The 13,345-nt window shown below is 64.1% G+C and carries 11 protein-coding genes; all 11 read left to right on the top strand.

The window, feature by feature from the left end; all coding sequences use genetic code 11:
* Position 1 precedes the first annotated feature (1 nt).
* A complete protein-coding gene (gene mraY / locus AKL28_RS15145; RefSeq protein WP_050469004.1) occupies positions 2-1,171 on the top strand; it encodes a phospho-N-acetylmuramoyl-pentapeptide-transferase in 1,170 nt (389 codons plus the stop codon).
* Positions 1,172-1,265: 94 nt separating this feature from the next.
* On the top strand, positions 1,266-3,293 hold the full coding sequence (gene murD / locus AKL28_RS15140) for a UDP-N-acetylmuramoyl-L-alanine--D-glutamate ligase (RefSeq protein ID WP_050469003.1): 2,028 nt from the start codon (positions 1,266-1,268) through the stop codon (positions 3,291-3,293).
* On the top strand, positions 3,290-4,555 hold the full coding sequence (gene ftsW, locus AKL28_RS15135; protein WP_050469002.1) for a putative lipid II flippase FtsW: 1,266 nt from the start codon (positions 3,290-3,292) through the stop codon (positions 4,553-4,555). The genes murD and ftsW overlap by 4 nt, the downstream gene beginning before the upstream one ends.
* Positions 4,552-5,634 (top strand): undecaprenyldiphospho-muramoylpentapeptide beta-N-acetylglucosaminyltransferase, encoded by a 1,083-nt coding sequence (gene murG, locus AKL28_RS15130; protein WP_050469001.1) that lies wholly within the window; start codon positions 4,552-4,554, stop codon positions 5,632-5,634. The genes ftsW and murG overlap by 4 nt, the downstream gene beginning before the upstream one ends.
* Entirely contained in the window at positions 5,631-7,055 is a 1,425-nt protein-coding gene (murC, locus tag AKL28_RS15125) for a UDP-N-acetylmuramate--L-alanine ligase (protein WP_050469000.1), read from the top strand. The genes murG and murC overlap by 4 nt, the downstream gene beginning before the upstream one ends.
* Positions 7,052-8,053, top strand: a complete 1,002-nt coding sequence (locus tag AKL28_RS15120) for a D-alanine--D-alanine ligase (RefSeq protein ID WP_050468999.1) — start codon at positions 7,052-7,054, stop codon at positions 8,051-8,053. Before murC ends, AKL28_RS15120 begins: the two co-directional genes overlap by 4 nt.
* Before the next feature lie 19 nt (positions 8,054-8,072).
* A complete protein-coding gene (locus AKL28_RS15115; protein WP_050468998.1) occupies positions 8,073-8,843 on the top strand; it encodes a cell division protein FtsQ/DivIB in 771 nt (256 codons plus the stop codon).
* A gap of 10 nt (positions 8,844-8,853) precedes the next feature.
* Positions 8,854-10,086, top strand: coding sequence for a cell division protein FtsA (gene ftsA, locus AKL28_RS15110; RefSeq protein ID WP_050468997.1), 1,233 nt, complete (start codon positions 8,854-8,856; stop codon positions 10,084-10,086).
* Positions 10,087-10,337: 251 nt separating this feature from the next.
* Positions 10,338-11,522 carry a cell division protein FtsZ gene (ftsZ, locus tag AKL28_RS15105; protein WP_050468996.1) on the top strand — a complete coding sequence of 395 codons (1,185 nt, stop codon included), beginning with the start codon at positions 10,338-10,340 and terminating at the stop codon, positions 11,520-11,522.
* A 140-nt stretch (positions 11,523-11,662) separates the two neighbouring features.
* Positions 11,663-12,166, top strand: a complete 504-nt coding sequence (locus AKL28_RS15100) for a peroxiredoxin (protein ID WP_050468995.1) — start codon at positions 11,663-11,665, stop codon at positions 12,164-12,166.
* 140 nt (positions 12,167-12,306) lie between these two features.
* The gene (lpxC, locus tag AKL28_RS15095) at positions 12,307-13,242 is read left to right on the top strand and encodes a UDP-3-O-acyl-N-acetylglucosamine deacetylase (protein ID WP_050468994.1); all 936 of its coding nucleotides are present in this window, start codon (positions 12,307-12,309) and stop codon (positions 13,240-13,242) included.
* Positions 13,243-13,345: the final 103 nt, after the last annotated feature.

Here is a 13,345-nt window from a genome sequence, read left to right as displayed (position 1 = left end):
CATGCTGGTCTGGCTCGCTCAGAATTTTCAACAGGACTTCGGCTTCTTGCGCCTGTTCAGCTTCATCACCTTCCGCGCGGTGTTCGCCACGCTGACCGCCTTGCTGATCGGCATGATTGCCGGCCCGGCGGTGATCCGCATGCTGACGCGCATGAAGGTCGGCCAGGCGGTGCGCACCGATGGTCCGCAGACCCACCTGATCAAGTCCGGCACCCCGACCATGGGCGGCGTGCTGATCCTGATCGGCATCGGCGTCTCGACCTTGCTGTGGGCCGACCTGTCCAACCGTTTCGTCTGGATCGTGCTGATCGTCACGCTCGGTTTCGGCGCGGTCGGCTGGGTCGACGACTACCGCAAGGTGGTGTACCGCGACCCGCAAGGCATGCGCTCGCGCGAAAAGTATTTCTGGCAATCGCTGATCGGCCTGGTGGCTGCGGTCTATCTGGCCTTCTCGGTGTCCGAGGTGAGCAACATGAAGGTGATCGACTTGTTCGTGGCCTGGGTGCAGTCCGGCTTCAGCCTCGACCTGCCGCCCAAGGCCGACCTGATCGTGCCGTTCTTCAAGAGCGTGAGCTATCCGCTGGGCGTGTGGGGCTTCATCGCGCTGACCTATTTCGTCATCGTCGGCACTAGCAACGCGGTCAACCTGACCGACGGCCTGGATGGCCTGGCCATCATGCCGACCGTGCTGGTAGGCGCCGCGCTGGGCCTGTTCGCTTACCTGACCGGCAGTGCCAACTACGCCAAATACCTGTTCATCCCGCATATCCCCGGCGCCGGCGAATTGCTGATCTTCTGCGGCGCCATGGGTGGCGCGGGCCTGGCTTTCCTTTGGTATAACGCCTACCCGGCGCAAGTGTTCATGGGCGATGTCGGCGCGCTGGCGCTGGGCGGCGCGCTGGGCACCATCGCCGTGATCGTGCGCCAGGAAATCGTGCTGTTCATCATGGGCGGCATCTTCGTGGTGGAGACACTGTCGGTGATGATCCAGGTGGCCTATTTCAAGTACACCAAGAAGCGCTTCGGCACCGGCCGCCGCGTGTTGCTGATGGCGCCGCTGCACCATCACTACGAGCAGAAGGGCTGGAAGGAAACCCAGGTGGTGGTGCGGTTCTGGATCATCACCATGATGCTGGTGCTGGTGGGCCTGTCGACGCTGAAGCTGCGTTGACCGGAGCGAAGATGGAGAACACGGCGCCCCTCGCAAGCGATGCAAGGCGGCGCCCTTGGCAGTTGATCGAATTGGAAGTGAGCTGGAAAGAAGAATGAATTACTCGGGCAAACACGTACTGGTGCTCGGACTCGGCGAGTCCGGCCTGGCAATGGCGCGGTGGCTGGTCTACTGCGGCGCCGGCGTGCGCGTGGCCGACACGCGCGGCGAGGCGGCACTGGCCGAGCGCCTGGCCGCCCTGCGTGCCGATGCGCCGGAGGCCGAAGCCGTGCTGGGTCGCCCGTTGTCGCCCGAATTGCTGGAAGGCGTGGATTTCGTCGCCGTCAGCCCAGGCCTGGCGCCGAACGGCGAGCTGGCACCGCTGATGCCGGCCATTGCCGAGCGCGGCTTGCCGCTGTGGGGCGAGATCGAGCTGTTCGCCCAGGCGCTGGCCGCCTTGCGCGAAGAAACCCTCTACAAGCCCAAGGTGCTGGCCGTGACCGGCACCAATGGCAAGACCACCGTGACCAGCCTGACCGGCATGCTGTGCCAGCGTGCCGGCCTGTCGGTGCGGGTGGCGGGCAACATCAGCCCGGCCGCGCTGGACGTGCTGCGCGAAGCGGTGATCAAGGACAAGGTATTCCTGGCCGAACTGGCCGTGCAGGATGCCATCGACGCTGCCCAGGCGGCCGCTGAAGCCGAGGCGGAAGCTGCGCGGCAGGCCGAACTGGCCGCACAGGAAGCCGCGGAGGTTGCCCAGCGCAAGAAGGCCGAGGCACGCATCGAGGGCGATGCGGCGATCGCAGTGCCGGCCCCGGAAGCGGAGTCGCCGGCCGCCAACGACATGCAATTGGACACGCTGCCGCAGGGCGAGCAAGCGGTCGAATCTGAACCTGCCGCCGTACACGCGCTGCACGAAGAACAGGCCACGGTCGCCACCGAAATCAGCGAAGGCGTCGAGCATCTGTCGTCCGAAGCCGCCAATGACGAAAAATCCGCAGACGCCGGCTTGCAAGCCGATGCTGCGGGCAATGAGGTCGAGGCGATGAACCTGGACGATTTCATGGCGGTCTCGCGCACGGCCGAAGAACATGCGCTGGCCGACGTGCCGCCGCCCCCGCCGCCGGAACCGACCTACCGCGGCTCGATGCCGCAGGCCTGGGTGCTGGAGTTGTCCAGCTTCCAGCTGCATACCACGCATAGCCTGCAGGCCGATGCCGCTACCGTGCTCAACGTCACGCAAGACCACCTCGACTGGCACGGCAGCATGCAAGCCTATGCCGGCGACAAGGCGCGCATCTTCGGCGAACGCACCGTGCGCGTGCTCAACCGCGACGATGCGGCAGTGATGCAGATGGCGTCGGCCACCGCACCGGTCTCCTCGTTCGGGCTGGACGAGCCGTCCACGCCGGACAGCTTCGGGCTGATCAACGACAACGGCATGCTGTGGCTGGCCAATGCTTTCGTGCATGAAGACGACGAGCAGCCGGAAGGCAAGCGGCGGCGCAAGCAGAAGGAGCTGGTGCCGCCACCGGTGACGCTCAAGCGCCTGATGCCGGCCGATGCGCTCAAGATCCGCGGTGCGCACAATGCGATGAATGCGCTGGCGGCTTTGGCCTTATGCCGTGCCATCGACTTGCCGATGGCGCCGCTGTTGCACGGCTTGCGCGACTACACCGGCGAACCGCATCGCGTGGAACTGGTGGCAGTGGTGCAGGAGGTCGAGTATTACGACGACAGCAAGGGCACCAACGTCGGCGCCACGGTGGCGGCGTTGAACGGGCTTGGTCTGGGCGGCCGTCCCAACCGCATCCTGCTGATCGCCGGCGGCGACGGCAAGGGCCAGGATTTTTCGCCGCTGGCGCTGCCGGTGGAGAAATACGGCCGTGCCGTGTTCCTGATCGGGCGCGACGGCCCGGCCGTGCGCGCGGCGCTGGCCGATACCGGCGTTGAATTGATCGATTGCGCGACCCTGGAAGAGGCCGTGCAGAAGGCGGGCGACATGGCGCGCGCGGGTGAAATCGTCCTGCTCTCGCCGGCTTGCGCCAGCCTCGACATGTTCCGCAACTACGCGCATCGGGCCGAAGTTTTCGTGGACTCGGTGCGTGAATTGGCGCTGTCGCGCGGCGAGGTGATCGCATGAAGTTCGGACTGTCATCACTGCGTGAATTGCTGGGCAGCGTGAAAGAAGCTGCGCCGGCCGCTGCCGGTCGCCTCAAAGGCGGCGCGGGCAGCCGCAGCGGCAGTGTCGGCTTCGAGCAGCGCTCGCGCATGATGGAGTACGACCAGCCGCTGATCTGGGTGGTGCTGCTCCTGATGCTGTTCGGCATGGTGATGGTGTATTCGGCGTCGGTGGCGCTGCCCGATTCACCCAAGTACGCCGCCTATTCGAATTACCACTTCCTGCTGCGCCAGGCGATCTTCATCGTGATCTCGCTGGTTGCCGGCGCGCTGGCGTTCCGCGTGCGCATCGAGACCTGGCAGAAATGGGCGCCTTACCTGTTCGCCGGTACCTTGATCCTGCTGGTGCTGGTGCTGGTGCCGGGCGTGGGCAAGGGCGTCAACGGCGCCAAGCGCTGGCTGTCGCTGAAGATCATCAACCTGCAGCCATCCGAACTGATGAAGCTGTTCATCGTGCTGTACGCAGCCGACTACACGGTGCGCAAGCAAGCGGTGATGCACAAGCTGGTCAAGGGCTTCGTGCCGATGGCCGCGGCCGTCGGTTTCGTCGGCCTGCTGCTGCTGCTGGAGCCCGACCTGGGCGCGTTCGGCGTGATCGTCTGCATCGCCATGGGCATCCTGTTCCTGGGCGGCATCAACGGCATTTGGTTCGGCGGCATCAGCGCCTTGCTGGGCGGCTTGTTTACCCTGGTGATCGTGATGTCGCCGTGGCGGCGCGAGCGTATCTTCGCTTACCTCAATCCGTGGGAAGAAGAAAACGCGCTGGGCAAGGCTTACCAGCTGTCGCACTCGCTGATCGCCTTCGGCCGCGGCGAGCTGTTCGGCGTGGGCCTGGGCAGCAGCGTGGAGAAATTGCACTACCTGCCCGAAGCGCATACCGACTTCCTGCTGGCGGTGATCGGCGAGGAGCTGGGTTTCGTCGGCGTGCTGGTGGTGGTGCTGCTGTTCTACTGGCTGGTCAAGCACGCCTTCGAGATCGGCCGCCAGGCCATCGCGCTGGACCTGACGTTCGCCGGCCTGGTGGCCAAGGGCATCGGCATCTGGCTGGGCGTGCAGGCCTTCATCAACATGGGCGTGAACCTGGGCCTGCTGCCGACCAAGGGCCTGACATTGCCGCTGATGAGCTATGGCGGTTCGGGCGTGCTGCTGAACTGCGTGGGTCTCGCGATCCTGTTGCGCATCGATTACGAGAACCGTGTGCTGATGCGGGGAGGGCGCTTATGAGTACGCCCCGCAAACTGCTGATCATGGCGGCCGGCACCGGCGGCCATATCTTCCCCGGCCTGGCGATCGCCGACACCATGCGCGCGCGCGGCTGGCAGGTGAGCTGGCTGGGCACTTCGCACGGCATGGAGCGCGACCTGGTGCCGCGCCACGGCGTCGAGATGGACACCATCGTGTTCGCCGGCCTGCGCGGCAAGGGATTGATGCATACGGTCAAGGGCGTGTGGCGCATGGCGGCCAGCTTCTTCAGCTGCTTCGCCATTCTCGGCCGCCGCCGTCCGGACGTGGTACTGGGCATGGGCGGTTATGTGACGGTGCCGGGCGGCGCCATGGCACGCCTGCGCGGCAAGCCGCTGGTGCTGGTCAATGCCGATGCGGCGCTGCTGCTGTCGAACAAGACCCTCACGCCGCTGGCCGACCGCGTGCTGTTCGGCTTCCCGGCCGATTTTGGCCGTGCCGCCGGCAAGGCTGAGGTCACCGGCAACCCGGTGCGCAAGGAAATCATTGCGTTGCCGCTGCCGGCCGAGCGTTACGCCAGCCACAGCGGCCCGCTGAAGATCCTGGTGGTGGGTGGCAGCCTGGGGGCCAAGGTGTTGAACGACAACGTCCCTGCGGCGCTGGCCAAGTTGCCGCCGGAGCAGCGTCCGTCGGTGACGCACCAGTCCGGCAAGCAGCATATCGAGGCCTTGCGCGCCGCTTACGACAAGGCGGGCGTGCAGGCCGAAGTGGTCGATTTCATCGACGACATGCCGCGCCGCTATGCCGAGGCCGACCTCGTGATCTGCCGTGCCGGCGCCATCACCGTATCGGAGCTGACGGCGGCGGGTGTGGCGAGCGTGCTGGTGCCGCTGGCGGTGTCGACCACCTCGCACCAGATCGACAACGCCAGATGGATGGCGCAACACAAGGCGGCGATACACCTGCCGCAACGCGAACTCACGGCCGAAGCGCTGGCGGGTTTGCTGCAGAAACTGGACCGCGCTGCATGCCATGAAATGGCGCAGGCGGCGTACGAACAAGGCCGGCGCGATGCCAACGAGGCGATCGCGCGCGTGCTGGAAGGGCTGGTAACACCATGAAGCATCGCGTCAAGAATATTCACTTTGTAGGCATCGGCGGCTCAGGGATGAGCGGCATTGCCGAAGTCATGCTCAATCTGGGCTACGGCGTGTCCGGTTCCGATCTGGGCAGCAATGCCGCGACCCAGCGCCTGGCGCAACTGGGTGCGTGCATCCGCTACGGCCACGCGGCCGAAAACATCGACGGCGCCGACGCCATCGTCACTTCCACCGCCGTCAAGGGCGACAACCCGGAAGTGCTGGCGGCGCGCAAGAAACATATCCCCATCGTGCCGCGCGCGGTGATGCTGGGCGAACTGATGCGCCTGAAGAAGGGCATCGCCATCGCCGGCACCCACGGCAAGACCACCACTACTTCGCTGGTGGCCAGCGTGCTGGCGCAAGGCGGGCTGGACCCGACCTTCGTCATCGGCGGCCGCCTGACTTCGGCCGGCGCCAATGCCAAGCTGGGTACCGGCGAATTCATCGTGGCCGAGGCCGATGAGTCGGATGCCTCCTTCCTGAACCTGACGCCGGTGATCGAGGTGATCACCAACATCGACGCCGACCACATGGAGACCTACAACCATGACTTCGCGCGCCTGAAGCAGGCTTTCGTCGAGTTCACCCAGCGCCTGCCGTTCTACGGTGTGGCGGTGCTGTGCCTGGATGACCCGCACGTGCGCGAGATCATGCCGATGGTGTCCAAGCCCATCGTCACTTACGGCTTCCATGAAGATGCCGACGTGCGCGCCATCGATGCCCAGGCCGTCGACGGCAAGATGGTGTTCACGGTGCTCCAGGATGGCTATGCGCCGATGCAGGTGAGCCTGAACCAGCCTGGCATGCACAACGTGCAGAACGCCTGCGCGGCCATCGCCATCGCGCGCGAGCTGGATGTCGACGACGCCGCCACGCAAAAGGCGCTGACCGAATTCAACGGCGTCGGGCGCCGCTTCACCCGCTACGGCGAGGTACCGCTGTTCGATGCCCAGGGCAAGCCGGCCGGCCATTTCACACTGGTCGACGATTACGGCCACCACCCGGTCGAGACTGCCGCCACCATCGCCGCCGCACGCGGCGCGTATCCCGGCCGCCGGCTGGTGCTGGCGTTCCAGCCGCACCGCTACACCCGCACGCGCGACCTGTTCGAGGATTTCGTCAAGGTGCTGTCGCAGTCCGATGTGCTGGTCTTGGCCGAGGTCTATTCGGCCGGTGAAGCGCCCATCGTGGCGGCCGACGGACGTTCGCTGGCGCATGCGCTGCGCGCAGCCGGCAAGGTCGAACCGGTATTCGTCGATGACATTGCCGACATGCCGGACACCATCAGGAACGTGGTGCGCGATGGCGACGTGGTGATGACCATGGGCGCCGGTTCGATTTCCGCAGTACCCGGCCGCCTGATGGCGGCGGCAACTGAAAAGAGTGAGGCAAGCGCATGATCGACCAGGCGACCATCAAGAGTTTCGGCCGCGTCGGCGTACTGTTCGGCGGCCGTTCGGCCGAGCGCGAAGTGTCGAAGATGTCCGGCAGCGGCGTGCTGCAGGCGCTGCGCAGCAAGGGCGTGGACGCGCATCCGTTCGATCCGGCCGAACGCAGTCTGGGCGAGCTGGAGGCGGAGAAGTTCGACCGCGTCTTCATCGCGCTGCACGGCCGCTATGGCGAGGACGGCACGATCCAGGGGGCGCTGGAACAGATCGGCTTGCCTTATACCGGCCCCGGCGTCATGGCGTCATCGATTGCCATGGACAAGGTGATGACCAAGCGCATCTGGCTGGGGCATGGTTTGCCGACGCCGCGCTTCGCCGTGCTGGACAAGAACACGCCGCGCGAAGTGTTGCGCACCGTGCCCGATGAGCTGGGTTTGCCGCTGATGCTGAAGGCGCCGCATGAGGGCTCGACCATCGGTATCGCCAAGGTGAACGGCTATTCCGACATGCAGTCGGGTTTCGAGATGTGCGCCAGATACGATGAAGTGGTGCTGGCCGAGGAGTTCATCCGCGGCCGCGAGCTGACGGTGCCCGTGATCGGCACCGGCCGCAATGCGCGCGCCCTGCCGGTGATCGAAATCCGCGCGCCGGACGGCAATTACGACTACCAGCACAAGTACTTCACCGACGACACCAAGTACCTGTGCCCGGCGCCGTTGGACGAAGCGCTGACCCATCGCCTGCAGGAGTTGGCGGTGCAGGCTTTCCATGCGCTGGGTTGCCGCGGCTGGAGCCGGGTCGACTTCATGCTGCGCGAGAAAGATGGCCAGACCGAGCCGTACCTGCTGGAGATCAACACCTCGCCGGGCATGACCGGCCATTCGCTGGTGCCGATGGCGGCCAAGGCGGTCGGCTTGAGCTATGAGGATTTGTGCTGCGAGATTTTGCAGCTGGCGGCGCTCGACATGACGCCTTCCAAGGACTGGACGCCGCAGGCGGACCAGTCGTGATGGTGGAGTACGCGCGGTAATGTGGCAAGACGTCAAGATGCTCAATGCGGCCAGCAGCGCGCTGCTGGCGCTGGTGGTGCTGGCCCTGGTGGCATCGGGCCTGTGGTGGGTGGCGCAGCGGCCGATGTTTACGCTGCATACCATCCGCATCGAGAGCGCCAGTGAGTTGCCGCTGGAGAAGGTGAATGCGTTGACGGTGCGCGCCACGGCGGTGCCGAGGATACACGGCAACTTCTTCACCACCGACCTGTCGGCGGTGCGCGCGGCGTTCGAGGCGGTGCCCTGGGTGCGCCGCGCGATGGTCCGGCGCGAATGGCCGGACCGGCTGGTGGTGAAGATCGAGGAACACAAGGCCCTGGGTACCTGGGGTGAAGATGGCAAGTTGCTGTCGCAGAAGGGCGATGTATTTACCGCCAACTTGGCGGAAGCCGAGGATGACGGCGACTTGATGGAATTTGAAGGGCCGGACGGCAGCGAGAAGCAAGTGGTGGCGCGGCTGGCGCAGTTCCGCCAGTGGTTTGCGCCGATCAAGCTGGAACCTGAGGCATTGCGCCTGTCCAACCGCTATGCGTGGACGGTGCGGATGGACAACGGCATGACGGTAGAACTGGGCCGGGACCAGGGTGAGGCGGTACTGAAGGAACGCATCGACCGGCTGGTGGCGGTGTACCCGCAGTTGATGGAACGGTTGCAAGGCAAGATCGAAAGCGTCGACATGCGCTATCCCAACGGGATGGCGCTCAAGGCGGATGGAATGGTGCTGGCGGGATTGAACGGAAAGAAAAAATAAGCGGAACGATATGACAAAAGACGCAAAGAACTTGATCGTCGGCCTCGACATCGGCACCTCGAAAGTGGTGGCGGTGGTGGCCGAGGTGCTGGCCGATGGCCGGCATGAGGTGATCGGCCTGGGCCAGTCCGAATCCAAGGGACTGAAGAAGGGCGTGGTCGTCAATATCGAAGCCACGGTCGAGTCGATCCAGCGCGCGCTCGAAGAGGCCGAACTAATGGCCGACTGCAAGATCAGAAACGTTTATACCGGCATCGCCGGCAGCCACATCCGCAGCTTCAATTCGAGCGGCATGGTGGCGATCAAGGACAAGGAAGTGACGGCGGCCGACGTTTCGCGCGTGATCGAAACCGCCAAGGCCGTCAACATCCCGACCGATCAGCAACTGCTGCACACGGTGCCGCAGGAGTTCATCGTCGACAACCAGGAAGACGTGCGCGAGCCGATCGGCATGAGCGGCATTCGCCTCGAGGTGAAGGTGCACATCGTGACCGGCGCGGTCTCGGCAGTGCAGAACATCGTCAAGTGCGTGCGCCGCTGCGGCCTGGAAGTGTCGGACCTGATCCTGCAGCCGATGGCCTCTGCCGATGCCGTGCTGACTACCGACGAGCGCGAGCTGGGCGTGGTGCTGGTCGACATCGGCGGCGGCACTACCGACGTGGCGGTATTTACCGAAGGCGCAATCCGCCATACCGCCGTGATCCCGATCGCCGGCGACCAGATCACCAACGACATCGCGATGGCGCTGCGCACGCCGACGCTGGAAGCCGAAGAAATCAAACTGCGCTACGGCGTGGCCAAGCAAATCCTGGTCGATCCGACCAATACGCTGGAAGTGCCCGGCCTGGGCGACCGCAATCCGCGCACGCTGTCGCACCAGGCACTGGCGGCGGTCATCGAACCACGGGTGGAAGAGCTGTTTGCGCTGGTGCACCAGGTGGTGCGCGAGTCGGGCTACGAAGAAGTGCTGTCCTCGGGCATCGTGCTCACCGGCGGTTCGGCGATGATGCCGGGCATGACCGAGCTGGCCGAAGACATTTTCCTGAAACCGGCGCGCCTGGGCACGCCGGAGTACAGCGGCCAACTGGCCGACGTGGTGCGCAGCCCGCGCTATTCGACCGTGCTGGGCCTGCTGCAGGAGGCCAAGAAGCAGTACCTGCGCGGCTACATCGTGACGCGTCAGGAGGGTTCGGTGAAAGCGGTTTGGCAGCGCATGAAGGAGTGGTTCCTCGGTAATTTCTGAGGCGGCTTTTCCAAGGTGATTCAGGATGTAAAAGGTTTGGCGGCAAATGAGTTTTGACAGCAAAGTCAACGGCAGTACGGTTCAGGGAGTTTAGGTCTTCATCGCAGTAGCAGGAGTTGGAAACAAACATTGCAGCATCAGTATTTTGGTTTTGGATTTTGGACGGACGTGCAGTTTTCAGTTGCTAGTCGTCACACCGCGTGATGCCTATCAACTGCCAGCTGCAGACACATATATTTAAAGGAGTCATCATGGAAATCGATATGGTCGACAATGCGACGCTCGGTACGATCATCAAGGTCGTCGGCGTCGGCGGCGCCGGCGGCAACGCTGTGCAGCATATGATCAACAAGGGGGTGTCGGGTGTCGAGTTCATCGCGGCCAACACCGATGCGCAAGCGCTCAAGCAATCCAAGGCGCACAACGTGATCCAGATCGGTGAAACCGGCCTGGGCGCCGGCATGCAGCCGGACGTCGGCCGTCGTTTGGCCGAAGACACCCGTTCGCGCATCGAAGATGCGCTGCGCGGTGCGCACATGGTCTTCATCGCGGCCGGCATGGGCGGCGGCACCGGCACCGGTGCTGCTCCTGTGGTGGCGCAGGTGGCCAAGCAGCAGGGCGCGCTGACGGTGGCGGTGGTCTCCAAGCCGTTCTCGTACGAAGGCCAGAAGTGCATGGACATCGCCGACGCCGGCCTGGAAGAGCTGTCCCAGCACGTCGATTCGCTGATCATCATCCTCAATGAAAAGCTGGAAGAGATCTACGAAGACGACAGCATGATCGAATGGCTGTCCCACGCCGACGACGTGCTGAACAACGCGGTGGCAGGCATTGCCGAAATCATCAATGTGCCAGGCCACATCAACGTCGACTTCAACGACGTCAAGACCATCATGGGCGAGCAGGGCAAGGCCATGATGGGCACCGCGACCGCTTCCGGCGTCGACCGTGCGCGCGTGGCGGCCGAGCAGGCAGTGGCGTCGCCGCTGCTGGACGGCATCGACCTGTCGGGTGCACGCGGCGTGCTGGTCAACGTGACCGCAAGCCGTAGCCTGAAGGGTAAGGAAATCAAGGAAGTGATGGCGACCGTGCGCGCTTTCGCCGCCCCCGACGCATCGATCGCCCAGGGCATTGCCTATGACGACACGATGGGCGACGAGATCCGCGTGACCGTGGTGGCGACCGGCCTGGGCCGTGCACGCAAGACGGTGCAACTGGTGCAGACCCCGGTGATGCGTACCGGTACCCACAACGAGCCGATGATGGCTGCCACCGGCATGATGCAAGGCGCCGCGCAACCTGCGGCAACGTTCGGCGGCCTGAAGGCGCCGGCAGTCTGGCGCCGCGAGTCGGCTTCCGACACCGTGCGCGCGCTGGAGAAGAACGGCATGGAAACCTACGACATTCCGGCTTTCCTGCGTAAGCAGGCGGACTGATCGTCGATTGACTTGCCTGGCCGGGCTGTCCGATTTTGAGCAGCCCGGCCGGTAACAAGGCATACTAACGCCGCGCCCCGAGCGCGGCGTTTTTTCGCCCGCACGGGCCATTCAGACTTACAACCAGACAAGGAAACATCATGACCATCAAGATCGGCGACCGCCTGCCCGAAGGCAACCTGGCTGAATTCATCGAAACCGAAACCGAAGGCTGTTCGCTCGGCCCCAACACCTTCAAGGTGTCGGACCTGGTCAAGGGCAAGAAGATCGCGCTGTTCGCGCTGCCCGGCGCATTCACCCCGACCTGTTCGGCCAAGCATGTGCCGGGCTATATCGCCCACGCCGCGCAGTTCAAGGCCAAAGGCGTCGACGAAATCTGGTGCCTGTCGGTCAACGATCCCTTCGTCATGGGCGCGTGGGGCCGCGAGCAAAAGGCTACCGGCATCGTGCGCATGCTGGGCGACGGCAGCGCCATCTTTACCAAGGCGCTGGGCATGGTGTTCGACCTGACCGAAAAGGGCATGGGCATCCGTTCGCAGCGCTACTCGATGCTGATCGACGACGGCGTGGTCAAGCAACTGAACCTGGAAGCGCCGGGCAAGTTCGAGGTGTCCAACGCCGAAACCCTGCTGGGCCAACTGTAAGCAAGCATCAAGGTGACGTGTCGTTCCTGTGAAAGCAGGAACGACAGGATCTTGCCGGCTAGCAAACAAGTCATTTCCCGCTGATCCGGATTTGCAACACCCTGCGGCCTTGGCGCCATAGCCTTGGCTATAATGACGGGATGTTGAAACAGCGCACAATCAAGAATCTGGTCCAGACCGTCGGCGTCGGACTCCACTCGGGCACCAAGGTCGAGCTGACCCTGCGTCCGGCCGCACCGGATACCGGTATCATCTTCCGCCGCATCGACCTCGATCCGGTGGTCGAGCTGCCGATGAGCGCAACCGGGGTGGGCGATACGCGCATGGCGTCTACCCTGACCAGGGACGGCGCCAAGGTGTCCACCGTCGAACATTTGCTGTCGGCCTGCGCCGGCCTGGGTATCGACAACCTCTATATCGACCTGACCGCGGAAGAAATCCCGATCATGGACGGTTCGGCCTCCTCTTTCGTGTTCCTGCTGCAGCAGGCCGGCTTGCAGGAACAGAACGCGGCCAAGAAATTCATCCGTGTGAAGAAGCCTGTCGAAGTGCGCGAAGGCACGGGCGACAAGGAGAAGTGGGCGCGCCTCGAACCCTACGACGGTTTCCGCCTGAAATTCTTCATCGAATTCAACCACCCTGCGGTGGACGGCACCGGCCAGGTGGCCGAGGTCGATTTCGGCATCGATTCCTATGTGAAAGAAATCGCCCGCGCACGTACCTTCGGCTTTATGCAGGACGTTGAAACCCTGCGCGGCATGGGCCTGGCCCGTGGCGGCTCGTTCGAGAACGCGATCGTGATGGATGAATACCGCATCCTCAACGCCGATGGTTTGCGTTATGACAATGAATTTGTGCGCCACAAGATCCTGGACGCCATCGGCGACCTCTATCTCATCGGCCATCCGCTCCTGGCCAGCTACGATGCCCACAAATCGGGCCACGGCCTGAACAACCAGTTGCTGCGCGAGCTGCTGAAGCACCCCGACGCCTATGAAGTGGTGACCTTCGATTCGCTGGAAGATGCGCCGCAGACCTATGTGATGCAGGCCCGGCAGGAGTGGGCGCTGAACTGATGTTGTGGGGTTGCGCCGCCTGCATGGGCGGCATCTCGGGGCCGCCGGAGGCTTCGAGGCACTTCTTGCAAGGCGTAAATTTTTTACAAGAAAAAGCGCCGGG

This window comes from Herbaspirillum chlorophenolicum (genome assembly GCF_001189955.1).
Classification (GTDB): Bacteria; Pseudomonadota; Gammaproteobacteria; order Burkholderiales; family Burkholderiaceae_D; genus Herbaspirillum; species Herbaspirillum chlorophenolicum.
Note: the sequence above shows the minus strand (reverse complement) of the source record. Positions and strands in the feature narration are given on the sequence as shown.

Bases quoted from the DNA above. Each gene is read 5' to 3' on its own strand.
- mraY (WP_050469004.1), top strand. From the start codon at position 2: ATGCTGGTCTGGCTCGCTCAGAATTTTCAACAGGACTTCGGCTTCTTG.
- murD (WP_050469003.1), top strand. From the start codon at position 1,266: ATGAATTACTCGGGCAAACACGTACTGGTGCTCGGACTCGGCGAGTCC.
- ftsW (WP_050469002.1), top strand. From the start codon at position 3,290: ATGAAGTTCGGACTGTCATCACTGCGTGAATTGCTGGGCAGCGTGAAA.
- murG (WP_050469001.1), top strand. From the start codon at position 4,552: ATGAGTACGCCCCGCAAACTGCTGATCATGGCGGCCGGCACCGGCGGC.
- murC (WP_050469000.1), top strand. From the start codon at position 5,631: ATGAAGCATCGCGTCAAGAATATTCACTTTGTAGGCATCGGCGGCTCA.
- AKL28_RS15120 (WP_050468999.1), top strand. From the start codon at position 7,052: ATGATCGACCAGGCGACCATCAAGAGTTTCGGCCGCGTCGGCGTACTG.
- AKL28_RS15115 (WP_050468998.1), top strand. From the start codon at position 8,073: ATGTGGCAAGACGTCAAGATGCTCAATGCGGCCAGCAGCGCGCTGCTG.
- ftsA (WP_050468997.1), top strand. From the start codon at position 8,854: ATGACAAAAGACGCAAAGAACTTGATCGTCGGCCTCGACATCGGCACC.
- ftsZ (WP_050468996.1), top strand. From the start codon at position 10,338: ATGGAAATCGATATGGTCGACAATGCGACGCTCGGTACGATCATCAAG.
- AKL28_RS15100 (WP_050468995.1), top strand. From the start codon at position 11,663: ATGACCATCAAGATCGGCGACCGCCTGCCCGAAGGCAACCTGGCTGAA.
- lpxC (WP_050468994.1), top strand. From the start codon at position 12,307: ATGTTGAAACAGCGCACAATCAAGAATCTGGTCCAGACCGTCGGCGTC.